The organism is Alkaliphilus crotonatoxidans, assembly GCF_054658015.1.
Genome location: NZ_BAAHXS010000006.1, coordinates 1,373,635 through 1,395,234, shown reverse-complemented (window position 1 = coordinate 1,395,234; position 21,600 = coordinate 1,373,635). Strand labels below are relative to the sequence as shown.

The following is a 21,600-nucleotide window of genomic DNA, read 5'->3' as shown; positions in this document are numbered from 1 at the left end:
GCCGTTAACTGCTGAGCCTTTGGGGAGAAAGCAGATCGCCTCCTGTAGTGATTCTGATGGTTTTTAACTGCATCGATATAATTAAGCCCAAAATTCCACATAGTATTCCAAGGGCAATTTTTCCCTTTACATCTTTCATTTGCCTTCCTCCTACTGCTGGTTTCGCTGCTTTACCGTAATGTTCCCCTCGTACCTCATGTCAATCATAACATTTCGCCGATTATTTGTATATAGGTTAACTAAAACTTCCTGTAATGCCAATATTAAATAGACAGGGTCCGTGGCCTCCCCCATTAATACCTCAATTCCATCAAAGGTAATTAATCTGACATTGTCTTTTTCTGCTATATTAATTTCAGAAATATTGTCTATCATATCTGTCAGCCTGGCAGCTTCCAACAGGTTTAAGGCCTTCATTAAATCCTGGGGGTTCAATACATCTGCCTTTTGACCCAGTACAAAGCTGTCAAAGACTGCGCCGGTAATCAAGGGCAGCTCCTGGGAAATATAGCTGTCCTCTACCTTTAAAACCACACCTTGGGAATCGATAAACAAATAGGAGCCCATATAGGCTATTATAGCATACTCTGAACGTTCTGTTATATTGATGATCATCTCATTCGGCAGCTTTCTTTCCAGATTTACAGACTCCACATAGGGATGCTTCACTATGTTGTTGCCCACATCTGTCAGGTTATATTTAAACAGGTTCCTCTCTTTGATTAATCCTGAAGCCTGAATAATTTCTTCCGCTGTAATCGTCTCTATGCCGTTGATCTGGATATTTTTCAGGTTGAAGAAATCCGATTGCAGCAATCCATAGATTCCCCATAATATAAAAACAATAACTAATAGAAGGGAAGTCAAAATCTGTTCCATTTTTCTTCGTATCAGCTTCTTTCTTTTTATTGCTTCATATTGACTCAATCTACATCCCTCCTTTGCTTGTCCATAAAAGCTATTTAAATTATAGCAGCAATTCTACTGCTATCAATCTATTTTATCTAAAAATTTCTTTAATCGATCAGGGTAATATTTCCCCCCAGGCTTCGTAGCACCTGGTGAAAATGGTCGTATCCCCGTTCTACATGCTTGGCATTTCAACAATGGTCTTCCCTTCTGCTGCCAGGGCAGATAATATCAATGCTGCTCCACCTCGAAGATCCTTTGCTGTGACTGTAGCCCCCGTCAATCTTTTCATACCCTTGACAATCGCAACCCTTCCATCTACCTTTATGTTCGCCCCCATCCTGGTTAATTCCTCTGCATGTTTAAAACGATTTCAAAAATTGTTCTATAAAAACTGTAATGCCATCACTCATGGTCATTAAGGCCATCAGCTGAGACTGCATATCCGTTGGAAATCCAGGGTACGGTAAGGTTTTAACGGTGTCAATGGCTGTGATTCGATCAGGAGACTCTAATCTTATTGTATTATTTTTACAGGTAATATGACAACCACTTTCCTTTAATTTATACAATATAGATTGAACGTGCTCGGGAATAACATTTGTCAGCAAAATATCGCCTCTGGTGATGGCTGCTGCGGTTAAGTAAGTACCAGCTACAATGCGGTCAGGTATAATTTGATGCTCCACATTAGACAATTCCTTTACCCCTTCAATGACAATTGTAGCACTTCCTGCCCCGACACCTTTCCTCCCATGGCATTAATAAAGCTTGCCAAGTCAACAATTTCCGGTTCCCGGGCGGCATTTCTAATGACCGTCGTACCCTTGGCAAAAACCGCCGATAAAATAAGATTTTCTGTGGCTCCTACACTGGGGAAATCCAACTGTATTTCCGTTCCCCTCAGCTCTTTAGCTTCACATATTAAAAAACCATGCTTTTCTTCTATTTTAGCCCCCAGTTCCTTCAGGGATCTTAAATGTAAATCAATGGGCCTTGGGCCAATTTCACAGCCACCTGTTTATGATATGCCGTGGGAATAAAAAAGTTCCAATAGACATCCAATACTAAGCCACTCGATTGATGATGATCCCCCTCCCTAGCTTCCTTCACAATTATTTTATCAATCAGCAGTTCCATATCGAGTCGAGTTAGGGGCTGCTCTGTCAGCAGCCTTTCATTTGAGTTTTAATTGGTATTTTTTCATTGAATTGCTCTATCTCCCTTTGATATTTCAGCATTTTCTGAAGATACAAATTCAATACCTCTATACTTTTATTGACTTCTTCGATTAATTCTTGATACAGATCTTCACTGATTTGTCTACGGGCCCGTTGCCGGGCATATCCCTTTAGTTCAAGCTGCTTTGCCTTGATATCCTTTTTAATATCGTCTACCCCCCCTTCATCCACCTTAAGCTCCTTAATCTTCCTCTCCAGCCCTTGATAATCTAAGGCATCGGCCTTTAAAATTTCACCTATCTTGATCTTTAATATATTTAGCAGCTCCTCTTCAGAAACCAGATGGGTACTGCAGGCCTTTTTCCCCTGGCTGTGGTAACTGCTGCAGCAATAGGTTGTAGGCTTATTGGCCCTTTTTCTGGCCACCAGATAGCTGCCGCAATCGCCGCAAAACAGGAAGCCCGAAAAGAGATTTATACCTTTTCTTGTACTATGAATGTTTCTGGTTGACCTTCTTCTGGCAATCTCCTGGGCCAGCTGAAAATCAGCCCTGCTGATAATGGCAGGATGATGATCGGAATAAACAATCTGATCTTCCTCTTGGGTTTTCACCGAGGGCCTTTAATCCTTTTCTTTTTGGTTTTACCACATCGTAAAACCCCTGTATAAACATCATTGGCAATAATCCGCTGTACATGAACAGCATTCCATGACTCTGCCACCTTAATTTCCCCCCCGTTTTGATTTGATGATATTGAGAAGGGGTTTTAATACCCTTATTGTTTAGGGCATCGGCAATTCTTCGATAGCCGCTTCCCTTTAAATAGCTTTGGAATATGTATTGTACCACTGAAGCCGCCTCTTGATCAATCACCAATTGATGTTTATTACGGGACATTTTTCGTAGCCATAAATATTCTTTACGATTAATCCACCGTTTTTTTGTTTACTATGAATACTATCTCTTATTTTTCTTGAAATATCCTTTACATACATTTCATTGTACCAGGTTTTAATCCCCAGCACATCATCATTGTCTTTTTCACTGTCATAGCCGTCCGATGCCAAAATAATTCTTACACCGTGCTCCTGGAGAAGCTCAAAGAACAGCAGTGTTTTGGCATTATGCCGACCAATTCTTGAGCTGTCCTTGGCGATGACGATATGGGCTTTATCGGGCCATTGCCGTGATCTTATTCTGAGCTGGTTAAATTCCGGTCTGTCAAGGGTATAGCCGGAAGCATTGTCATCAATAAAAATCTTAATTAATTTTCCTGAAAGTCCTTTATTTTTTAGCTCCATGGCAGTGAATTCTGCCCATTCCTTTATAATATTAATTTGATTATCAATAGACGATAATTTTCTCTGTCCTCATCCCTGGATAAGCGGGCATAGCCATAAATATTGATCATATTCTTCATGCCGATCCCTTTACTCTGGTCAGGGGCATTTTCCTCCTGTTTCAGGCGGTCAATCAGAATTTTTTCCAATACCCTCTCCAATGGAATATTTCCGTTGAATTGGTGATGTACCTTTACAATACCTGGTCTTTTCCTTTGGATATTTGGCCCGGCTGTTAAACACTCCATCTTTTTCTCCATACCTTGAATCCCCTCCTGCTGGCTTCTAATACAGACTATGATCCGCTGACATTGTCCTATTCCAGCTCAGGAGGCAATGATTTCTGGGCAAAAAAAACAGCCATCATCGTAATGCTACGCTGAATTGACTGTTTTACAACACTAATCTAAGAAGAAGCAAGGTCTCCCTCAAGTCCAATTTCCCGGGCCACCTGACGCATTCCTGAATGGTTTCTTTAATGATTTCGTCCATTTCCATTCCCAACAATGCTGCACCCTTTTCAATTACCTCTCGATTGACGCCGGCAGCAAAGCCTTTTTGCTTCCACTTCTTTTTGACTGATTTCACCTCAAGATCCAATATACTTTTACTGGGTCTCAATAGGGCCGTAGCTGCAATCAATCCTGTTAATTCATCAATGGTGTAAAGTACCTTTTCCATTTGCTCTACAGGCTCTACATCAACACATATGCCCCATCCGTGGCTGACAACGGCATGGATGTAATCCTCTGGATAGTGATTTTGGGCCAATATCTCCTTAGCCTTTATACAGTGTTCATCGGGGTACATTTCATAGTCAATGTCATGGATTAATCCGATAATTCCCCATTTCTCTACATCCTGCTGCCCCAATAGAACAGCGAAATGCCTCATAACCGCCTCAACAGCCAGTCCATGCTTAATTAAGCTGTCGTTGCTGTTGTATTTTCTAAATAATTCAAAGGCCTCTTCTCTTGTTGGTACTTTTGTCATTACAACCCCTCTTTCTAATCTAGTACTTTTTTTATTTATAGACCATAGTAACCCTTCTCATAAAAAAGTCAATAGCTTGTCCCGTTACGTTTCAGAATTTTCCAATAATAAAAGCATCCTTAAGGGACGCTTGATTAACTGCTGCCAGATCATTTACAATTGGTACTCATATCCACCTGGATAGCTAATTTTAACTCTGCCACATCGAGAAAGCATGGCACCCAAAAAAATAATAGAAGATCTCATTTCCCTGACCCATTCTTCTGGAATTTCATCATGATTTAGCCCACTGGAATCGACAATAATTGTGTTTCCCTGGCGTTTAACGGTACAGCCAATGGCCAGCAGAATTTTGGTCATAACCTCCACATCAGATAATCTAGGTATGTCATGAAGTACATTTAACTTACCATTCAAAACAGTTGCTGCCATAATCGGTAAAACCGAATTCTTCGCCCCACTCACCCTAGCTTCACCGGTTATTTTATTTCCTCCAATGATTACAAACTTACCCACTAGGAAGTCACCTCCAGAGTTCTTTATGATCATACACTTTATATCAAATCGTAGCAAAGCATAGATTTAAGCCAAATATATAATCATATTATGAAGGAGTCACTAGAGGTGTTCCTTTCAGAACAAACTATTTTAGCAATAGCCGTATTTCTTCATAGATGGTGTCAATGGCCTGAAGCTTGGCTTCTGCCTTGCTGGCCCTTTGCATTTCTTTTAAGACGGAAGGCTGATTAAATATATAACTTATTTTTTCAAAAAGCAATGTTCCGGAAAGCTCATTTTCCTTGATCATCATGGCAGCTCCCTTTTCGGAAAGGGCCCGGGCATTATATTCCTGATGGTTTTCTGCCGTATAGGCCTTGGGAATTAAAATCGATGCCTTCCCTGCCCCGGTTATTTCAGCAATGGTAATGGCTCCGGCGCTGCAAATCATTAGATCGCTGGCCTTAAGACCATAAGGCATGTCATTAATATAGGGTACAATTCGATTGTACTTTTCGACCTCTGGGTACGCCTTTAGCCCTTCTGCTATTCCTTCATAATGACCCTTGCCTGTTGCCCAGATGACTTCAAAGGGATTCTGGGGGTGCTCCTTCAGCATCTCTAAGGTTGCCTCATTTAACCTTCGTGAGCCCCCGCTGCCTCCTACAACCAAAACAATAGGCCTTTTTTTCTGATAGCGTCTGGCAGCATCCTCCTCTGATATGGTTAAAAAATCGCCCCTTATGGGATTTCCTGTGACGACAATTTTTTTATACTGCTTGAGATATTTTTTTGCCTCCTCAAAGCTCAGGGCAATACAATCTACATGCTTTGCCAGGATTCGATTAGTCAGCCCTGGAAACACATTCTGCTCATGGATCAGGGTTTTAAAGCCAAGCTTTGTGGCCATATAAAGGACTGGACCACATACAAAGCCCCCTGTACCAATCACTACATCGGGTTGATATTCCTTAAGGATCCTTCTAGCCTCCAGCAGTCCCTTCATTAATAGGGCAGCACTTTTTAGATTATGGAAGGAAAGCTTTCTTTTTAAGTAACTTACGGGAATAAAATGTATTGGATACCCTTCCTTTGGCACAATTTCCCTTTCTAACCCCTGTTTGGTTCCAATGAACAGGATTTGTGCATGGGGATTGGTTTCTTTGATTTTGTTGGCAATGGCTATGGCCGGATAAATATGCCCCCCTGTACCACCACCGCTGATTACTACCTTCATTTTTTCAACTCCTATCAAGATTGGTATATCGAGAAATATTTAATAATATACCGGTCATTGCCATAAAAATAACCAAGGTATTTCCGCCATAGCTGATGAAAGGCAGTGGCATACCCGTCACCGGCATGGATGAGGTGGCAACGGCAATATTGATAATCACCTGAACTGTGATCATCGATACATAACCCGTTGTAAATAGGCAGCTAAACACATCGGGCGCATTAATGGCAATTCGAATCCCTCGCCAGATCAGTATCATAAATAACAACAATATGACTGCGCCACCAATGAAGCCCAATTCTTCGCCTATAATAGCAAATATGAAATCATTCTGGGGTTCGGGCAGATAAAAGTGCTTTTGTACACTTCTTCCCAGCCCCCGGCCAAATAACCCCCCTGACCCTAAGGCCAATAGCGATTGAACCACTTGAAAGCCCGTATCTGTGGGATCTGCCCAGGGATCAAGAAAAGCTGTAATTCGGGCGGCCTTATAGGAGCTTCCACTAATAAAGATGTACCCAATTAGGGCAATCATTCCCCCCACACCTGCACCAGCTAAGCCGATAAAATGGGAGAGCTTCATTCCCCCCACAAAAACCATGGCTACAATGATAACCGCCACCACAAAGGCAGTACTGAAGTCAGGCTGTTTATAGATCAAGCCAAAGCACAGTCCGATTAGCATCAGGTAGGGCACCACACCATAGAGGAAGCTTTGCATTTTTTCTTTTTTCCTTTCAATACTGGTGGCAACAAATAAAATGACCGCAAACTTCGCCACCTCAGAAGGCATAATGGTGAGGGAATCCCCTACTCCGATCCAGCGTTGGGCGCCATTTACCTCCTTGCCGAGGGGCGTTAAAACCACGACTAAAAGTCCTAAGCTGATGAGCATGATCATATTGGCAAAGCGCTTCCATTGCCAATAGGGGAAGCGGGAGCAAAATACCATTGCCATGGTTCCCACCACTGCCCATATAAAAACCCGCTTTAAAAAATAATAGCCATCTTTATAATTGACTAAAGAGTAGGAGAAGCTTGAACTGAAGATCATGATAATGCCTATAGCCACCAGGGCTGAAACCGAAAGAAGCAATACGGAGTCAAAGGGATTTTTCTTCTTTCCCATTTTAAGCCCCCCTTAGGTTTGAAACAAGATTCTTAAAATGCCTTCCTCTTTCCTCAAAATTAGGGTACATATCCCAACTGGCACAGGCCGGTGATAACAATATGGTATCTCCCTCACTGGCATGACTAAAGGCCAAAGTCACTGCTTCCCCAAATCCTTTACCGGTTGAACCCCCAAAAATCCCCGATCCCTTGCCGCCTGCTGCAATTTCAGCGCAGTTTCTCCATAAACAATCATTTCCTTTACTTTTCCCTGGAAGGCATCAATAAAGGCAGAAAAATCACTTCCCTTATCCATTCCGCCCGCCAAAAGTACAATAGGTCCTTTAACAGCCTCAAGGGCTTTTATTGATGCATCGGGATTGGTACCCTTTGAATCATTAATAAATGCCACACCGCTGACGGTATCGACATATTCAAGACGATGCTCCACTCCCTGGAAGGTTTTTAAGGTATGGGCGATAATGCTGGGTTCGATTCCAGCTACATAGGCCATGGCCACCGCCGCCAGGGCATTTTCTAAATTTATGATTTCCTGGAATGTTAATTTCGTTAATAGCGATAATCTCTTCCCTTTTGCCATTGAAATGAACGACAACTTTATTTTGGTCAACATATACCCCCTCAGATAGTTGAGTTTCCGGCTAAAGAAAACCTTTTTGGCCTTCAAGCCTTGGCTTTCCTCTTTTAGGGCTTCATCATCGTAATTGATGATGGCAAAATCTGAGGGTTGTTGATTTTTGAATAGATTAAATTTGGCATTTTTATAGTTTTCCATGGTCTTATGGCGATTCAAGTGGTCTGGTGTTAAATTTAATATAGCAGCTATTTGAGGGCGAAAGGTCACGATACTCTCCAACTGAAAGCTGCTGACCTCCATTACCATGTAATCTTCTTTTTTTATCTCCAGGGCTTTAGAAATAGCCGCCACACCAATGTTTCCCACTACGTAGGTATTTTTTCCTGCATTTTTAAATATTTCTCCTGTCAGGCTGGTGGTGGTGGTCTTTCCATTGGTACCTGTTATGGCCACGATTTGACCTTCTGCCAAACGATAGGCCAGCTCAATTTCTCCGATAATCTCTTTCCCAGCCTCCCGTAAGGCCTTAATAAAGGGCAGCTCCAATGGAACCCCAGGTGAAACAATTACTAAATCAATGGCCAAGTCATCTATTTTTTTCAGGATGCTTACCCAATATGTATTCCACCCTTAGGCCTTTAATTCATCTAGGGCATCGGTTAATTGTTCTTTCATCTTTAGATCATTGACAATGACCCTTGCCCCTAATTTGTCTAATGCCTTAACTAAGGGAATACCGGTTATGGCAAGACCTATGACCAATACTACCTTATTTTTAAATTCATTCTTTCACCCGCTTTCTTAATTCAAGCCGACAATTCCTATTAAGCATAGAATGACTGTGGTAATCCAAAAAACGATTACTACCTTCGTTTCTGCCCAACCACTCAATTCATAATGGTGATGAAGGGGACTCATTTTAAATATACGTTTCCCTGTTAATTTATATGAGGCCACTTGTAAAATAACTGATAATGTTTCAGCAAAATAAATACCGCCTACAATGGGAATAATTAACGAAACATTCATTAGTATTGCCACTGTTGCTACAGCTCCCCCCAGGGCTAAGGAACCTGTGTCTCCCATAAATACCTGGGCAGGATGGGAATTAAACCTTAAAAAGCCCAGGCAGGCTCCGGTAACAGCCCCTGAAAAAATCGCCAGGCTGGTATAGCCCCAATTTAAGGCAATTAAGCTAGAAAGCAGCAATAATTAAGGTTACACCTGCGGCCAAACCGTCTAAACCATCCGTTAGGTTAGCACCATTTACTGTGGCCACCACAACAAAGGCGATAAAGGGTTTATAAAGGATTCCTAGATCCAGATATTGGGGAATCGTTAAACCGCCAATGGTGAAGCTTCCTTGGATAAAGGGAATAATCACCTTGGTACCCATAATCGACACATTGGATTGATAAACGGCAAGCAATAGGGCAATAATGACCTGCAGTATTAGTTTTTGATAGGCCCTTAAGCCCAGTGATCGCTTTAAAACTACTTTAATAAAATCATCTAAAAAACCAATTAGGCCAAAGGCGGTGGTTGCCGCCAGGGCCACCAAAGATCACGATTCATGACACCAGCTGTCAAGGAAGTGATCAGGATTGACGCAATAATGATAATACCGCCGATTGTGGGGGTTCCACTCTTGGACTTATGGCTTTGGGGGCCTTCCTCCCGAATCGTTTGGCCCACCTTCAACCTTTTTAAATAGGGAATAATTAAAGGTCCCAATAGTAATGTGATGGCAAAACCAATAATAATTGTATAAATAAGCTGCTTATGCTGTATCATTATATTAGCTCCTCTCTAGTAAATAATTAACGATTTCTTCCATCTTCATACCTCTTGAGCCCTTAATTAAAATAATATCCTCTGGCTGTATGAGTTCTTCCAGTTTTTCTATGGCCTGTTGATTATTAGAAACTGAGATAATCAATTTTTCATTTGCTAAGGTTTCTGCTTCCTCTGCAATCCATCGGGCCATGTTTCCTACAGAAATCAATATATTTATATTGGTATTTGCAAAATCCCGGCCAACCATGCGATGACCCTCCTCTGAAAAACTGCCCATTTCAAACATATCTCCCAGCAGTGCAATTTTTCTTTTTCCCTTCATATCATCAAGTACCTTAAGGGATGCCTTCATGGAATCCGGGCTGGCATTATAGGCATCATTAATGATTTTAAGATTATGTTTTTCATGGATTTCAAACCTCATCTTTGAAGGAATATAATGATTCAGACCTTTTTGTAATTCCTCAGGGTCATTTTAAAGTTCAGTCCAATCCATAGGGCTACCAGAGCATTGTAAACATTATGAATACCAGGATATTTAAATTGAAAATCATGAACTTCTTCCATTATTTTAATGGAGATGGTGAAGCCTGCTTCACCATGATCAATTACCCGTTGGGGATAAAAGTCATTCTCCTTCGATAATCCATAGGATATGCACTGATAGGATCTTTGCTGCTCCTTTACTTTTTGAAGATAGGGATCATCTCCATTGATCAGCAGATAATCGGTCCCTTGCAGGAAGCCGGCTATTTCCAGCTTCGCCTTCAGGATGTTCTCTCTGCTTCCTAAGTGTTCTATATGAGACATACCAATATTGGTGATCACCGCCACATGGGGCCTGACAACTTCAACCAGATTATGAATTTCACCAAAGGATGACATCCCCATTTCCAATACACCAACCTCATGGCTTTTTTGACAGGTTGAACAGCGTCATGGGCAAACCGATTTGGTTATTTAAATTACCCATATTTTTTAGAACCTGATATTTTTCTGACAGGATGCTGCTGATCAAATCCTTCGTGCTGGTTTTACCTGTACTGCCGGTTACCGCCACAAAGGGGATATGAAACTGATTACGATAATAAGTACTGATTTTTCTCAGGGCAACCAGGATATCTTCCACTTCGATAACAAAAATTCCTTCCAGTTCCTTCAAATTAATTGGTTGTCCTTTGCAGCAAAGGCTGCCCCATGCCCCTTGGTCTTGGCCTTGGGAATAAAATCATGCCCTCTATAATTTGCTCCGTCGAGGGGAATAAAAAGCTGTCCTACTTTAAGGTTTCGGGTATCGGTGGAAATTCCCAGACTTGAAGGGTTTTTTCCAGCTTGCAATAGACGGCCTCCTGTGGCTTGGATGATTTGTTCAACGGTCAGCAGCATTACTCAATTCCTTCCTCTCTAGCGATTTCAATTGCAACCTGCCGGTCGTCAAAGGGCAGCACCTGGCTCCCTACAATTTGGGTTGTCTCGTGACCCTTTCCTGCAATAATGACGATATCATTCCCTACGGGCTGTCTTAAGGGCCAATTTAATGGCCTCCCGTCTATCTGGCCTTACATAATAACAGCTCTTGGATTTTTGAATCCCTTGTTCAACATTTCTATTATTTGATTAGGATCCTCGGTTCGAGGGTTATCAGATGTTAGAATCGATATATCGCTGTATCTTCCGGCGATTTCACCCATCACGGGTCTTTTTGTTTTATCCCGATCGCCACCGCAGCCAAATACGGTAATCAATCTATTATCCTTTGCAAAGGTCTTGGCTGCTTTTAAAACATTTTCCAGGGCATCAGGCGTATGGGCGAAGTCTACAATCACTGCTGCCTTTTTGATTTCTTCGATCACTTCAAACCTTCCCTTTACTCCTTTAAACTGCTTTAGGGCTGAAACCATTGATTCAACAGGTATCCCCAGGGCATAGCAGGCCGATATGGCCGCCAGGGCATTGTAAACAGCAAAAAGGGCTGGGATTTTAAGGTAAAGGCTTCCCCTGAAATCGGGCCCCACCACCTCAAAGCTGACACCCTTAAGGCCGATTTTGACATTCTCTGCCTTAAAATCAGCTGACTGATTTATTCCATAGGTATAAAGGGGAACTGCTAAATTTCTGATTTCTTCTGCTATGATCTGACCATGGGAGTCATCAATATTAATAATATTCCCAGTCTGGGTCTGATAAAATAATTTCTTTTTTTGACCTTCGATAATTATCTAAATTTAGGTGAAAGTCCAGGTGATCAGGTGTGAGATTGGTAAAAATACCAATTTTAAAGGCAATCCCTTCCACTCGGCTAAGCTCCAGGGAATGGGATGAAACCTCCATGACACAGCTATCCAGTCCATAATCAAGCATTTTTCTAAATTGCCGCTGAATATCAATTGATTCTGGTGTTGTTCTGGATTGAACGACCCTTTCATCTCCCATCAGCGTGGCCAGCGTCCCCATTAATCCAGGCCTTCGGCCCGCTTCCTCCAATATTGCCTTAATCATATAAGTAATTGAGGTTTTTCCATTGGTTCCCGTAACACCAATTACATCTAATATTTCACTGGGTCGATGATAAAAATTCGTTGCAATTTGTGCCATGGCCCTTCTGCAATCTCTTACCCGTATCACGGTTGCATCTTCCGCTTGAATCGGTACTTCGCAGAGGATCGCCTTTGCTCCCCTTTGAATGGCTTCACTTACGTATAGGTGTCCATCCGTTTGAAAGCCCCGAATACATATAAATAAGCTATTTTCTGTAACATCCTTTGAATTATTATGTATGTTGTCTATCTCTAAATCATCATTTCCGTCCAGCTTGACGATATCCAGCCCCTGAATCAATTCCTTTAATATCATAGGTATCCATCCCTTCTATTGCTATTATTAACGTTTCTTGAGCTTTTTAAAAGGCAACATAAAATTAAAGGTTGATTACCCAATAATTTTAGTTGCCCATTTCATTATAAATCCATTAGCTTATATTTTCTAGTATTAAATTTTATGGAAATAGGCTTAATTAAATTCTACACTCACAATGGTTCCAGCCTCAACCTGTTCATTCATCTCTGGATATTGCTTCGTCGCCTGCCCACTTCCTGTAATTTTTAATCTTAACCCAAGATTAGAGAGAATTGTATTGGCTTCACGGATGGTCTTTCCTGTCAGGTCTGGTACGGTAACAGAAGCTGAATCGGTACCTTTCCCTTGTGTAGAGCAAAATAATTGATTTTTCCGGTACTGATGCCCCCGGCTTGGGAAACATATCGACCACAATATCATTCTGATGCTCTTCATTAACGGTTTCTATATCATATTGAAGGTTATGCTGACCTAATATTTCGATGCTTCACTCAGAGACATATCCCGTACCTCCGGAACAGTGACCTTAGGCTTTACAAGCTCCTTTGCCTCTTCTTCATTATAGCTGGGCTGAATATCTAAATATCTTAAGGTTTCCTCTAAGATTTCCTTTGCCGCCGGTGCTGCCGTGGTGCTACCGAAATGGCTTGCTCCATTGGGCTCATCCACTACAACCAAAATAGCCAGCTTTGGATCATCTATGGGAGCAACGCCTATAAAGGAGGAGATGTACAGTCCGGCTGATAGCCTCCATCCTTGGCCTTCTGAGCCGTTCCTGTCTTTCCGCCTATACGATAGCCCGGAATGTAGACTGAATTTCCTCCTCCCTCTGAAACGACAGATTCCATAATTTCAAGCATTTCCTTTGAAGTTTTTCTGAAATAACCTGTCGAATAAAGGTCTCTTCAAATTGATGAATCACCTTACCCTCTTGATCAATCAGTTCCTTCACAAGCCTTGGCTGCATCAATTTTCCATCGTTGGCTATGGCAGCACGGCTGTTAGTAGCTGTAATTGTGTTACCGAAATACTTTGCCCGAAGGACATGGTGGCCAGTTCTACCGGCCCTGTTTGGGGCACCGAATACATAATTGCACTCCGCTCGCCGGGCAAATCAATTCCTGTTGTGTTTGAAAATCCAAAGGCATTAATATATTTATGAAAGGTTTCGGCTCCAAGTCGTTGAGCTAATTCAACAAATACCGGGTTATCAGAATTTTGTACTGCTTCTGTTAGGGTTTGATGCCCAAAGGATTATACCAACGCCAGCTTTTAATGATTCGACCTGCAACATTGATGGTACCGCTGGAATAAAAGGTGCTTTGGGGAGTGGCTACCCCTTCCTCCAAGGCAGCAGAGGTAGTAACCAGCTTAAAGGTAGAGCCTGGCTCATAGGTATCATTAATGACTGGGATTTCGCCACATGGCATACCATTCGTTGAGCTTTTCGTCATCGGTCAATTCCTCCAGCTGGGCCCTTAAAGCTTCATCAAGGGGTACTCTGGCTCATTGGGATCATAGTCTGGCTTAATTGCCATGGCCAATATTTCTCCGGTTTTAACGTCCATTACTGTGGCTGAAACCCTGAGGGCCTGGTTAACTTCAAGGGCATTTTGCACTGCCTTTTCAGCAAAGTGCTGTATTACTTCATCAATGGTTAAAACGACACTTAAACCATCCTCTGGAGGATGATATCGCTCAACACTGAAGGGAAGCTGCCGGCCTGCCCCATCGGTGTTCTTGATCCATCGACCGGGTAAACCGCTTAAATACTTATCGTATTCCAATTCTATGCCGGCCATCCCCCTATTGTCATTGGTAATATGACCTATTATGTAAGAAGCAAAATTACCATAGGGGTAATATCGTTTATTATCATCAGCAATCCAAACGCCCTTCAACTTTGCCTGACGAACCTTCAGGGCCAGGTCGTCATCGATCCAGCGAATAAGTGTAACAATATAGCTTTTTTTAGTTAAATCGGTTTTTTAGCTTTTCTTCATCAAGACCCAATATTACCGACAATTCCTTGGCTGTTTTATCTACATCTTCTATTTCGCTAGGCTTGGCATATACCGTATTGCTGCTGGCACTAATTGCCAATTCCTTTCCATTGCGATCATATATGATTCCTCGCTTGGCAGGAATGGGAATATCCCTGGTCTGCTGGGCATTGGCAAGCTCCTTGTACCTTTCGCCGTTTACGATTTGAATCCAGCCAAGGCGAACGATTAAAGAGAACATCACCACATTTACAACGATAAATATAAACAACAATCTTTTTTTACTTGATATACTAGGCTGAGACAAAGCTCTTCCTCCTTTAAAAATTCAACAGGGCTGTAAATTTATGAACTACCCTCTTTAATGGGCTTATCCTTGGTTGTTCCAGGTTTTCTTCCAGTTTTATGCGATTATTTAATTCATTGGTCAGAAGATCTACCTTGGTTTGATTGATGACAATGTATTGGGTATTTTCGGGGGAAGGATACTGCATTTTCAGCCGTTCTAATGCTTCCTGCTCAATTGCCCTTGACTTTGAAACCCGTTCAAGCTCTATTTTCAGTTTTTCTCTTTGCATTTCCATTTGCTCAAGGGTATTATTTTGAGCATGAACATGATGCCTTAGCTCCGTTATGGCAGCGTATCTTAATAGGAGAAATAAGCTCAATACCAAAAGCCCACAAATTGATAAAGCAACAGCTGCTTTTTCCAAGCGGTAGCTTTTTTGGGGCATACCTTTCTTTTTAGGTGTTGGCTTCTCTCGTCTTTCGGGCTGTAATTGGGGATATTCTTTTCTTATTACTTCCAAATTTATTCATCCTTTCTCCCATTTAGAACAATTCTATACCTTTTCCGCCACCCTTAGCTTGGCACTTCTGCCCTTGGGTTTATTTCCAATTCCTCATCAGAGGGAACGATCGGTTTCCTTGTGATAATTTCCAGCTCCTGCTTTTTGTTACACTGGCAAACTGGAAACTGAGGGGGACAAACACATGGATTTTGCAATTTTTTAAAGGCATTTTTTACAATCCTGTCCTCCAGTGAATGGAAGGTGATGATACAGATTCTACCACCCGGTCTTAAATATTGAGTGGCCGCAATAATGGTTTCTTCGATAATTTCCAGTTCTCGATTGACTTCAATACGAATGGCCTGAAAGGTTCTTTTGGCCGGGTGGGGTCCATCCATTCGGGCTCCCTTGGGAATGGCCCCTTTTATTATATCCACCAGCTGATAGGTGGTTTCTATAGGTTCTGATCTTCTGTGGTTTACAATAAATTGGGCGATACGCTTTGCCCATTTTTCTTCACCATAGTCTTTTATAATTTGATAGAGGGCTTCTTCACTGTAACCATTGACAACCTCCCTGGCAGTCAATGGACTGCGGTTATCCATTCTCATATCCAGGGGAGCATCATGCATGTAGGAAAAGCCCCTTTCCGCTTCATCCAATTGATGGGATGAAACACCTAAATCCAGCAATAGGCCGTCTATTTCTGCAATTTCCAGTTGCTCCAGTACATCTGACAGATGACTGAAATTGCTTCTTACGGCTTTAAAACGATCAGTATAATCTTTAAGCCTTTCACCGGCAGCCTTTAGGGCATTTTCATCCTGGTCAATTCCAATCAGCAGGCCTTTTTCATTAAGTCTTTTGGCAATCTCCAAGGAGTGGCCGCCGCCCCCCAGGGTGCCATCTACGTAAGTCCCCTGAGGCTTTATGTTTAAATATTCAATTGATTCCTCCAACAGTACGGAAACATGTTTAAAATTCATTTTATCACCTTCATTTTAGATTCCCAGCTCTGCCATTTTTGAAGCAATTTCATCATAGCTTAAATTAGCATCGCTGTTATATTCCTGCCACTCAGCCAGGCTCCACACCTCGATACGGGTGGCAACCCCTATCATAACCGCTTCCTTTTCGAGGTGGGCGTATTCCCTTAGGTTATTGGGAATTCTTATTCTTCCCTGATTATCCAGTTCACATTCCGTGGCACCTGAAAAAAAGAATCTTACAAAGGCTCTGGCATCCTTATTGGTAAGGGGGAGCTGCTTTAGCTTATTTTCCATAACCCTCCATTCCTCAAGGGTATAGATAAACCAGACAGTTGTCTAAGCCCTTTGTTAAAATAAAGCTCTCTCCCAACTGTTCTCTGTATTTAGCGGGTATACTGACACGACCCTTTGTATCAATTGTATCATCACACAATTGATACAAAGGGTCGTGTCAGTATACCCGCTAAATACAGAGAACAGTTGGGAGAGAGCTTTATTTTAACAAAGGGCTTAGACAACTGTCTGTTTATCTATACCCTTGAGGAATGGAGGGTTATGGAAAATAAGCTAAAGCAGCTCCCCTTACCAATAAGGATGCCAGAGCCTTTGTAAGATTCTTTTTTTCAGGTGCCACGGAATGTGAACTGGATAATCAGGGAAGAATAAGAATTCCCAATAACCTAAGGGAATACGCCCACCTCGAAAAGGAAGCGGTTATGATAGGGGTTGCCACCCGTATCGAGGTGTGGAGCCTGGCTGAGTGGCAGGAATATAACAGCGATGCTAATTTAAGCTATGATGAAATTGCTTCAAAAATGGCAGAGCTGGGAATCTAAAATGAAGGTGATAAAATGAATTTTAAACATGTTTCCGTACTGTTGGAGGAATCAATTGAATATTTAAACATAAAGCCTCAGGGGACTTACGTAGATGGCACCCTGGGGGGCGGCGGCCACTCCTTGGAGATTGCCAAAAGACTTAATGAAAAAGGCCTGCTGATTGGAATTGACCAGGATGAAAATGCCCTAAAGGCTGCCGGTGAAAGGCTTAAAGATTATACTGATCGTTTTAAAGCCGTAAGAAGCAATTTCAGTCATCTGTCAGATGTACTGGAGCAACTGGAAATTGCAGAAATAGACGGCCTATTGCTGGATTTAGGTTGTTTCATCCCATCAATTGGATGAAGCGGAAAGGGGCTTTTCCTACATGCATGATGCTCCCCTGGATATGAGAATGGATAACCGCAGTCCATTGACTGCCAGGGAGGTTGTCAATGGTTACAGTGAAGAAGCCCTCTATCAAATTATAAAAGACTATGGTGAAGAAAAATGGGCAAAGCGTATCGCCCAATTTATTGTAAACCACAGAAGATCAGAACCTATAGAAACCACCTATCAGCTGGTGGATATAATAAAAGGGGCCATTCCCAAGGGAGCCCGAATGGATGGACCCCACCCGGCCAAAAGAACCTTTCAGGCCATTCGTATTGAAGTCAATCGAGAACTGGAAATTATCGAAGAAACCATTATTGCGGCCACTCAATATTTAAGACCGGGTGGTAGAATCTGTATCATCACCTTCCATTCACTGGAGGACAGGATTGTAAAAAATGCCTTTAAAAATTGCAAAATCCATGTGTTTGTCCCCCTCAGTTTCCAGTTGCCAGTGTAACAAAAAGCAGGAGCTGGAAATTATCACAAGGAAACCGATCGTTCCCTCTGATGAGGAATTGGAAATAAACCCAAGGGCAAGAAGTGCCAAGCTAAGGGTGGCGGAAAAGGTATAGAATTGTTCTAAATGGGAGAAAGGATGAATAAATTTGGAAGTAATAAGAAAAGAATATCCCCAATTACAGCCCGAAAGACGAGAGAAGCCAACACCTAAAAAGAAAGGTATGCCCCAAAAAAAGCTACCGCTTGGAAAAAGCAGCTGTTGCTTTATCAATTTGTGGGCTTTTGGTATTGAGCTTATTTCTCCTATTAAGATACGCTGCCATAACGGAGCTAAGGCATCAGTTCATGCTCAAAATAATACCCTTGAGCAAATGGAAATGCAAAGAGAAAAACTGAAAATAGAGCTTGAACGGGTTTCAAAGTCAAGGGCAATTGAGCAGGAAGCATTAGAACGGCTGAAAATGCAGTATCCTTCCCCCGAAAATACCCAATACATTGTCATCAATCAAACCAAGGTAGATCTTCTGACCAATGAATTAAATAATCGCATAAAACTGGAAGAAAACCTGGAACAACCAAGGATAAGCCCATTAAAGAGGGTAGTTCATAAATTTACAGCCCTGTTGAATTTTTAAAGGAGGAAGAGCTTTGTCTCAGCCTAGTATATCAAGTAAAAAAAGATTGTTGTTTATATTTATCGTTGTAAATGTGGTGATGTTCTCTTTAATCGTTCGCCTTGGCTGGATTCAAATCGTAAACGGCGAAAGGTACAAGGAGCTTGCCAATGCCCAGCAGACCAGGGATATTCCCATTCCTGCCAAGCGAGGAATCATATATGATCGCAATGGAAAGGAATTGGCAATTAGTGCCAGCAGCAATACGGTATATGCCAAGCCTAGCGAAATAGAAGATGTAGATAAAACAGCCAAGGAATTGTCGGTAATATTGGGTCTTGATGAAGAAAAGCTAAAAACCGATTAACTAAAAAAAGCTATATTGTTACACTTATTCGCTGGATCGATGACGACCTGGCCCTGAAGGTTCGTCAGGCAAAGTTGAAGGGCGTTTGGATTGCTGATGATAATAAACGATATTACCCCTATGGTAATTTTGCTTCTTACATAATAGGTCATATTACCAATGGACAATAGGGGGATGGCCGGCATAGAATTGGAATACGATAAGTATTTAAGCGGTTTACCCGGTCGATGGATCAAGAACACCGATGGGGCAGGCCGGCAGCTTCCCTTCAGTGTTGAGCGATATCATCCTCCAGAGGATGGTTTAAGTGTCGTTTTAACCATTGGATGAAGTAATACAGCACTTTGCTGAAAAGGCAGTGCAAAATGCCCTTGAAGTTAACCAGGCCCTCAGGGTTTCAGCCACAGTAATGGACGTTAAAACCGGAGAAATATTGGCCATGGCAATTAAGCCAGACTATGATCCCAATGAGCCCAGAGTACCCCTTGATGAAGCTTTAAGGGCCCAGCTGGAGGAATTGACCGATGACGAAAAGCTCAACGAATGGTATGCCATGTGGCGAAATCCAGTCATTAATGATACCTATGAGCCAGGCTCTACCTTTAAGCTGGTTACTACCTCTGCTGCCTTGGAGGAAGGGGTAGCCACTCCCCAAAGCACCTTTTATTCCAGCGGTACCATCAATGTTGCAGGTCGAATCATTAAAAGCTGGCGTTGGTATAATCCCTTTGGGCATCAAACCCTAACAGAAGCAGTACAAAATTCTGATAACCCGGTATTTGTTGAATTAGCTCAACGACTTGGAGCCGAAACCTTTCATAAATATATTAATGCCTTTGGATTTTCAAACACAACAGGAATTGATTTGCCCGGCGAGCGGAGTGCAATTATGTATTCGGTGCCCCAAACAGGGCCGGTAGAACTGGCCACCATGTCCTTCGGCAAAGTATTTCGGTAACACAATTACAGCTACTAACAGCCGTTGCTGCCATAGCCAACGATGGAAAATTGATGCAGCCAAGGCTTGTGAAGGAACTGATTGATCAAGAGGGTAAGGTGATTCATCAATTTGAAGAGACCTTTATTCGACAGGTTATTTCAGAAAAAACTTCAAAGGAAATGCTTGAAATTATGGAATCTGTCGTTTCAGAGGGAGGAGGAAATTCAGTCTACATTCCGGGCTATCGTATAGGCGGAAAGACAGGAACGGCTCAGAAGGCCAAGGATGGAGGCTATCCAGCCGGACTGTACATCTCCTCCTTTATAGGCGTTGCTCCCATAGATGATCCAAAGCTGGCTATTTTGGTTGTAGTGGATGAGCCCAATGGAGCAAGCCATTTCGGTAGCACCACGGCAGCACCGGCGGCAAAGGAAATCTTAGAGGAAACCTTAAGATATTTAGATATTCAGCCCAGCTATAATGAAGAAGAGGCAAAGGAGCTTGTAAAGCCTAAGGTCACTGTTCCGGAGGTACGGGATATGTCTCTGAGTGAAGCATCGAAAATATTAGGTCAGCATAACCTTCAATATGATATAGAAACCGTTAATGAAGAGCATCAGAATGATATTGTGGTCGATATGTTTCCCAAGCCGGGGGCATCAGTACCGGAAAAATCAATTATTTTGCTCTACACAAGGAAAGGTACCGATTCAGCTTCTGTTACCGTACCAGACCTGACAGGAAAGACCATCCGTGAAGCCAATACAATTCTCTCTAATCTTGGGTTAAGATTAAAAATTACAGGAAGTGGGCAGGCGACGAAGCAATATCCAGAGATGAATGAACAGGTTGAGGCTGGAACCATTGTGAGTGTAGAATTTAATTAAGCCTATTTCCATAAAATTTAATACTAGAAAATATAAGCTAATGGATTTATAATGAAATGGGCAACTAAAATTATTGGGTAATCAACCTTTAATTTTATGTTGCCTTTTAAAAAGCTCAAGAAACGTTAATAATAGCAATAGAAGGGATGGATACCTATGATATTAAAGGAATTGATTCAGGGGCTGGATATCGTCAAGCTGGACGGAAATGATGATTTAGAGATAGACAACATACATAATAATTCAAAGGATGTTACAGAAAATAGCTTATTTATATGTATTCGGGGCTTTCAAACGGATGGACACCTATACGTAAGTGAAGCCATTCAAAGGGGAGCAAAGGCGATCCTCTGCGAAGTACCGATTCAAGCGGAAGATGCAACCGTGATACGGGTAAGAGATTGCAGAAGGGCCATGGCACAAATTGCAACGAATTTTTATCATCGACCCAGTGAAATATTAGATGTAATTGGTGTTACGGGAACCAATGGAAAAACCTCAATTACTTATATGATTAAGGCAATATTGGAGGAAGCGGGCCGAAGGCCTGGATTAATGGGGACGCTGGCCACGCTGATGGGAGATGAAAGGGTCGTTCAATCCAGAACAACACCAGAATCAATTGATATTCAGCGGCAATTTAGAAAAATGCTTGATTATGGACTGGATAGCTGTGTCATGGAGGTTTCATCCCATTCCCTGGAGCTTAGCCGAGTGGAAGGGATTGCCTTTAAAATTGGTATTTTTACCAATCTCACACCTGATCACCTGGACTTTCACCTAAATTTAAGATAATTATCGAAGGTCAAAAAAGAA

36 protein-coding genes and 8 pseudogenes are annotated in these 21,600 nt (G+C 42.0%); 11 read left to right on the top strand and 33 right to left on the bottom strand.

Going from position 1 to position 21,600, the window contains the following annotated elements; translation table 11 throughout:
- Window positions 1-4 precede the first annotated feature (4 nt).
- The 33 genes and pseudogenes from ACYQ1I_RS19025 to ACYQ1I_RS18865 form a co-directional block, all read right to left on the bottom strand.
- Complete coding sequence (locus ACYQ1I_RS19025; RefSeq protein ID WP_459768158.1) at window positions 5-139, bottom strand: hypothetical protein; 135 nt, start codon at window positions 137-139, stop codon at window positions 5-7.
- 11 nt (window positions 140-150) lie between these two features.
- On the bottom strand, window positions 151-927 hold the full coding sequence (locus ACYQ1I_RS19020) for a cell division protein FtsQ/DivIB (protein ID WP_459768156.1): 777 nt from the start codon (window positions 925-927) through the stop codon (window positions 151-153).
- Window positions 928-1,084: 157 nt separating this feature from the next.
- A complete protein-coding gene (locus tag ACYQ1I_RS19015) occupies window positions 1,085-1,249 on the bottom strand; it encodes a hypothetical protein (protein WP_459768154.1) in 165 nt (54 codons plus the stop codon).
- 22 nt (window positions 1,250-1,271) lie between these two features.
- A complete protein-coding gene (locus tag ACYQ1I_RS19010; RefSeq protein WP_459768220.1) occupies window positions 1,272-1,598 on the bottom strand; it encodes a hypothetical protein in 327 nt (108 codons plus the stop codon).
- A gap of 14 nt (window positions 1,599-1,612) precedes the next feature.
- Window positions 1,613-1,870 carry a hypothetical protein gene (locus ACYQ1I_RS19005; protein WP_459768218.1) on the bottom strand — a complete coding sequence of 86 codons (258 nt, stop codon included), beginning with the start codon at window positions 1,868-1,870 and terminating at the stop codon, window positions 1,613-1,615.
- A 14-nt stretch (window positions 1,871-1,884) separates the two neighbouring features.
- Entirely contained in the window at window positions 1,885-2,049 is a 165-nt protein-coding gene (locus tag ACYQ1I_RS19000) for a hypothetical protein (protein ID WP_459768152.1), read from the bottom strand.
- Window positions 2,050-2,075: 26 nt separating this feature from the next.
- Window positions 2,076-2,702 carry a recombinase zinc ribbon domain-containing protein gene (locus tag ACYQ1I_RS18995; protein WP_459768150.1) on the bottom strand — a complete coding sequence of 209 codons (627 nt, stop codon included), beginning with the start codon at window positions 2,700-2,702 and terminating at the stop codon, window positions 2,076-2,078.
- Window positions 2,699-2,812 carry a recombinase family protein gene (locus tag ACYQ1I_RS18990; RefSeq protein WP_459768216.1) on the bottom strand — a complete coding sequence of 38 codons (114 nt, stop codon included), beginning with the start codon at window positions 2,810-2,812 and terminating at the stop codon, window positions 2,699-2,701. Before ACYQ1I_RS18990 ends, ACYQ1I_RS18995 begins: the two co-directional genes overlap by 4 nt.
- Window positions 2,813-2,859: 47 nt before the next feature.
- Window positions 2,860-2,988 (bottom strand): annotated as a pseudogene (locus tag ACYQ1I_RS18985) (recombinase family protein); the annotation flags it as partial.
- Window positions 2,961-3,392 (bottom strand): recombinase family protein, encoded by a 432-nt coding sequence (locus ACYQ1I_RS18980; protein ID WP_459768148.1) that lies wholly within the window; start codon window positions 3,390-3,392, stop codon window positions 2,961-2,963. The pseudogene ACYQ1I_RS18985 and the gene ACYQ1I_RS18980, both read right to left, overlap by 28 nt.
- Before the next feature lie 23 nt (window positions 3,393-3,415).
- Window positions 3,416-3,691: a hypothetical protein gene (locus ACYQ1I_RS18975; RefSeq protein ID WP_459768146.1), complete on the bottom strand. Its 276-nt coding sequence runs from the start codon at window positions 3,689-3,691 to the stop codon at window positions 3,416-3,418.
- A gap of 133 nt (window positions 3,692-3,824) precedes the next feature.
- Complete coding sequence (locus ACYQ1I_RS18970; RefSeq protein ID WP_459768144.1) at window positions 3,825-4,424, bottom strand: HD domain-containing protein; 600 nt, start codon at window positions 4,422-4,424, stop codon at window positions 3,825-3,827.
- A gap of 153 nt (window positions 4,425-4,577) precedes the next feature.
- Complete coding sequence (locus ACYQ1I_RS18965) at window positions 4,578-4,940, bottom strand: hypothetical protein (protein ID WP_459768098.1); 363 nt, start codon at window positions 4,938-4,940, stop codon at window positions 4,578-4,580.
- 127 nt (window positions 4,941-5,067) lie between these two features.
- Entirely contained in the window at window positions 5,068-6,159 is a 1,092-nt protein-coding gene (gene murG, locus ACYQ1I_RS18960; RefSeq protein WP_459768100.1) for an undecaprenyldiphospho-muramoylpentapeptide beta-N-acetylglucosaminyltransferase, read from the bottom strand.
- A gap of 4 nt (window positions 6,160-6,163) precedes the next feature.
- Complete coding sequence (spoVE, locus tag ACYQ1I_RS18955; RefSeq protein WP_459768102.1) at window positions 6,164-7,288, bottom strand: stage V sporulation protein E; 1,125 nt, start codon at window positions 7,286-7,288, stop codon at window positions 6,164-6,166.
- A 138-nt stretch (window positions 7,289-7,426) separates the two neighbouring features.
- A complete protein-coding gene (gene murD / locus ACYQ1I_RS18950; RefSeq protein WP_459768142.1) occupies window positions 7,427-8,452 on the bottom strand; it encodes a UDP-N-acetylmuramoyl-L-alanine--D-glutamate ligase in 1,026 nt (341 codons plus the stop codon).
- Window positions 8,453-8,497: 45 nt separating this feature from the next.
- Window positions 8,498-8,629: a hypothetical protein gene (locus ACYQ1I_RS18945; protein ID WP_459768140.1), complete on the bottom strand. Its 132-nt coding sequence runs from the start codon at window positions 8,627-8,629 to the stop codon at window positions 8,498-8,500.
- Between the two features lie 39 nt (window positions 8,630-8,668).
- A pseudogene (mraY, locus tag ACYQ1I_RS18940) lies at window positions 8,669-9,661 on the bottom strand (phospho-N-acetylmuramoyl-pentapeptide-transferase).
- Between the two features lie 4 nt (window positions 9,662-9,665).
- Window positions 9,666-10,088 (bottom strand): glutamate ligase domain-containing protein, encoded by a 423-nt coding sequence (locus tag ACYQ1I_RS18935; RefSeq protein ID WP_459768138.1) that lies wholly within the window; start codon window positions 10,086-10,088, stop codon window positions 9,666-9,668.
- Window positions 10,089-10,108: 20 nt separating this feature from the next.
- Window positions 10,109-10,724: pseudogene (locus tag ACYQ1I_RS18930) on the bottom strand (Mur ligase family protein).
- Between the two features lie 98 nt (window positions 10,725-10,822).
- Window positions 10,823-11,050 (bottom strand): Mur ligase domain-containing protein, encoded by a 228-nt coding sequence (locus ACYQ1I_RS18925; RefSeq protein WP_459768136.1) that lies wholly within the window; start codon window positions 11,048-11,050, stop codon window positions 10,823-10,825.
- 173 nt (window positions 11,051-11,223) lie between these two features.
- Window positions 11,224-11,820 (bottom strand): glutamate ligase domain-containing protein, encoded by a 597-nt coding sequence (locus ACYQ1I_RS18920; protein ID WP_459768214.1) that lies wholly within the window; start codon window positions 11,818-11,820, stop codon window positions 11,224-11,226.
- 1 nt (window position 11,821) lies between these two features.
- Window positions 11,822-12,517, bottom strand: a complete 696-nt coding sequence (locus ACYQ1I_RS18915; RefSeq protein WP_459768134.1) for a Mur ligase family protein — start codon at window positions 12,515-12,517, stop codon at window positions 11,822-11,824.
- 156 nt (window positions 12,518-12,673) lie between these two features.
- Window positions 12,674-12,955, bottom strand: coding sequence for a PASTA domain-containing protein (locus ACYQ1I_RS18910; protein ID WP_459768132.1), 282 nt, complete (start codon window positions 12,953-12,955; stop codon window positions 12,674-12,676).
- A 36-nt stretch (window positions 12,956-12,991) separates the two neighbouring features.
- Complete coding sequence (locus ACYQ1I_RS18905) at window positions 12,992-13,198, bottom strand: hypothetical protein (RefSeq protein WP_459768130.1); 207 nt, start codon at window positions 13,196-13,198, stop codon at window positions 12,992-12,994.
- Window positions 13,199-13,233: 35 nt separating this feature from the next.
- Window positions 13,234-13,380, bottom strand: coding sequence for a penicillin-binding transpeptidase domain-containing protein (locus ACYQ1I_RS18900; RefSeq protein WP_459768128.1), 147 nt, complete (start codon window positions 13,378-13,380; stop codon window positions 13,234-13,236).
- A 124-nt stretch (window positions 13,381-13,504) separates the two neighbouring features.
- Window positions 13,505-13,705 (bottom strand): annotated as a pseudogene (locus tag ACYQ1I_RS18895) (penicillin-binding transpeptidase domain-containing protein); the annotation flags it as partial.
- 47 nt (window positions 13,706-13,752) lie between these two features.
- Window positions 13,753-14,421 (bottom strand): annotated as a pseudogene (locus ACYQ1I_RS18890) (penicillin-binding transpeptidase domain-containing protein).
- 70 nt (window positions 14,422-14,491) lie between these two features.
- A complete protein-coding gene (locus ACYQ1I_RS18885; protein WP_459768126.1) occupies window positions 14,492-14,830 on the bottom strand; it encodes a hypothetical protein in 339 nt (112 codons plus the stop codon).
- Between the two features lie 13 nt (window positions 14,831-14,843).
- Entirely contained in the window at window positions 14,844-15,332 is a 489-nt protein-coding gene (locus tag ACYQ1I_RS18880; RefSeq protein ID WP_459761704.1) for a hypothetical protein, read from the bottom strand.
- Window positions 15,333-15,365: 33 nt separating this feature from the next.
- A pseudogene (gene rsmH, locus ACYQ1I_RS18875) lies at window positions 15,366-16,300 on the bottom strand (16S rRNA (cytosine(1402)-N(4))-methyltransferase RsmH).
- A gap of 15 nt (window positions 16,301-16,315) precedes the next feature.
- Window positions 16,316-16,597: a division/cell wall cluster transcriptional repressor MraZ gene (locus tag ACYQ1I_RS18870; RefSeq protein ID WP_459768124.1), complete on the bottom strand. Its 282-nt coding sequence runs from the start codon at window positions 16,595-16,597 to the stop codon at window positions 16,316-16,318.
- Between the two features lie 13 nt (window positions 16,598-16,610).
- Entirely contained in the window at window positions 16,611-16,736 is a 126-nt protein-coding gene (locus ACYQ1I_RS18865; protein ID WP_459768122.1) for a division/cell wall cluster transcriptional repressor MraZ, read from the bottom strand.
- On the opposite strand from ACYQ1I_RS18865, the gene ACYQ1I_RS18860 reads away from it, so the two are divergent.
- The 11 genes and pseudogenes from ACYQ1I_RS18860 (at window position 16,721) to ACYQ1I_RS18815 (ending at window position 21,579) form a co-directional block, all read left to right on the top strand.
- Window positions 16,721-16,915 carry a division/cell wall cluster transcriptional repressor MraZ gene (locus tag ACYQ1I_RS18860; RefSeq protein ID WP_459768120.1) on the top strand — a complete coding sequence of 65 codons (195 nt, stop codon included), beginning with the start codon at window positions 16,721-16,723 and terminating at the stop codon, window positions 16,913-16,915. The genes ACYQ1I_RS18865 and ACYQ1I_RS18860 overlap by 16 nt on opposite strands.
- A gap of 32 nt (window positions 16,916-16,947) precedes the next feature.
- On the top strand, window positions 16,948-17,139 hold the full coding sequence (locus ACYQ1I_RS18855) for a division/cell wall cluster transcriptional repressor MraZ (protein ID WP_459768212.1): 192 nt from the start codon (window positions 16,948-16,950) through the stop codon (window positions 17,137-17,139).
- A gap of 15 nt (window positions 17,140-17,154) precedes the next feature.
- Window positions 17,155-17,487, top strand: coding sequence for a 16S rRNA (cytosine(1402)-N(4))-methyltransferase (gene mraW, locus ACYQ1I_RS18850; RefSeq protein WP_459768118.1), 333 nt, complete (start codon window positions 17,155-17,157; stop codon window positions 17,485-17,487).
- Between the two features lie 22 nt (window positions 17,488-17,509).
- Window positions 17,510-18,089 (top strand): annotated as a pseudogene (gene rsmH, locus ACYQ1I_RS18845) (16S rRNA (cytosine(1402)-N(4))-methyltransferase RsmH).
- A 33-nt stretch (window positions 18,090-18,122) separates the two neighbouring features.
- On the top strand, window positions 18,123-18,611 hold the full coding sequence (locus tag ACYQ1I_RS18840; protein ID WP_459768116.1) for a hypothetical protein: 489 nt from the start codon (window positions 18,123-18,125) through the stop codon (window positions 18,609-18,611).
- Window positions 18,612-18,624: 13 nt separating this feature from the next.
- Complete coding sequence (locus ACYQ1I_RS19035) at window positions 18,625-18,957, top strand: hypothetical protein (RefSeq protein ID WP_488193076.1); 333 nt, start codon at window positions 18,625-18,627, stop codon at window positions 18,955-18,957.
- A gap of 74 nt (window positions 18,958-19,031) precedes the next feature.
- A complete protein-coding gene (locus tag ACYQ1I_RS19030; RefSeq protein ID WP_488193075.1) occupies window positions 19,032-19,127 on the top strand; it encodes a hypothetical protein in 96 nt (31 codons plus the stop codon).
- A gap of 4 nt (window positions 19,128-19,131) precedes the next feature.
- On the top strand, window positions 19,132-19,287 hold the full coding sequence (locus ACYQ1I_RS18830; RefSeq protein WP_459768114.1) for a hypothetical protein: 156 nt from the start codon (window positions 19,132-19,134) through the stop codon (window positions 19,285-19,287).
- 79 nt (window positions 19,288-19,366) lie between these two features.
- A pseudogene (locus ACYQ1I_RS18825) lies at window positions 19,367-20,280 on the top strand (peptidoglycan D,D-transpeptidase FtsI family protein); the annotation flags it as partial.
- A complete protein-coding gene (locus tag ACYQ1I_RS18820; protein ID WP_459768210.1) occupies window positions 20,269-20,784 on the top strand; it encodes a PASTA domain-containing protein in 516 nt (171 codons plus the stop codon). The pseudogene ACYQ1I_RS18825 and the gene ACYQ1I_RS18820, both read left to right, overlap by 12 nt.
- A gap of 156 nt (window positions 20,785-20,940) precedes the next feature.
- Window positions 20,941-21,579 carry a Mur ligase family protein gene (locus tag ACYQ1I_RS18815; RefSeq protein WP_459768112.1) on the top strand — a complete coding sequence of 213 codons (639 nt, stop codon included), beginning with the start codon at window positions 20,941-20,943 and terminating at the stop codon, window positions 21,577-21,579.
- Window positions 21,580-21,600 lie beyond the last annotated feature (21 nt).

Coding starts and splice junctions, on each gene's coding strand:
- ACYQ1I_RS19025 (WP_459768158.1), bottom strand. CDS start 139: ATGAAAGATGTAAAGGGAAAAATTGCCCTTGGAATACTATGTGGAATT.
- ACYQ1I_RS19015 (WP_459768154.1), bottom strand. CDS start 1,249: ATGGGGGCGAACATAAAGGTAGATGGAAGGGTTGCGATTGTCAAGGGT.
- ACYQ1I_RS19000 (WP_459768152.1), bottom strand. CDS start 2,049: ATGGAACTGCTGATTGATAAAATAATTGTGAAGGAAGCTAGGGAGGGG.
- ACYQ1I_RS18980 (WP_459768148.1), bottom strand. CDS start 3,392: ATGGAGCTAAAAAATAAAGGACTTTCAGGAAAATTAATTAAGATTTTT.
- ACYQ1I_RS18975 (WP_459768146.1), bottom strand. CDS start 3,691: ATGGAGAAAAAGATGGAGTGTTTAACAGCCGGGCCAAATATCCAAAGG.
- ACYQ1I_RS18970 (WP_459768144.1), bottom strand. CDS start 4,424: ATGACAAAAGTACCAACAAGAGAAGAGGCCTTTGAATTATTTAGAAAA.
- murG (WP_459768100.1), bottom strand. CDS start 6,159: ATGAAGGTAGTAATCAGCGGTGGTGGTACAGGGGGGCATATTTATCCG.
- spoVE (WP_459768102.1), bottom strand. CDS start 7,288: ATGGGAAAGAAGAAAAATCCCTTTGACTCCGTATTGCTTCTTTCGGTT.
- ACYQ1I_RS18935 (WP_459768138.1), bottom strand. CDS start 10,088: ATGAGGTTTGAAATCCATGAAAAACATAATCTTAAAATCATTAATGAT.
- ACYQ1I_RS18925 (WP_459768136.1), bottom strand. CDS start 11,050: ATGCTGCTGACCGTTGAACAAATCATCCAAGCCACAGGAGGCCGTCTA.
- ACYQ1I_RS18915 (WP_459768134.1), bottom strand. CDS start 12,517: ATGATATTAAAGGAATTGATTCAGGGGCTGGATATCGTCAAGCTGGAC.
- ACYQ1I_RS18910 (WP_459768132.1), bottom strand. CDS start 12,955: ATGAAGAGCATCAGAATGATATTGTGGTCGATATGTTTCCCAAGCCGG.
- ACYQ1I_RS18900 (WP_459768128.1), bottom strand. CDS start 13,380: ATGCTTGAAATTATGGAATCTGTCGTTTCAGAGGGAGGAGGAAATTCA.
- ACYQ1I_RS18870 (WP_459768124.1), bottom strand. CDS start 16,597: ATGGAAAATAAGCTAAAGCAGCTCCCCCTTACCAATAAGGATGCCAGA.
- mraW (WP_459768118.1), top strand. CDS start 17,155: ATGAATTTTAAACATGTTTCCGTACTGTTGGAGGAATCAATTGAATAT.
- ACYQ1I_RS18830 (WP_459768114.1), top strand. CDS start 19,132: ATGGCCGGCATAGAATTGGAATACGATAAGTATTTAAGCGGTTTACCC.
- ACYQ1I_RS18815 (WP_459768112.1), top strand. CDS start 20,941: ATGATATTAAAGGAATTGATTCAGGGGCTGGATATCGTCAAGCTGGAC.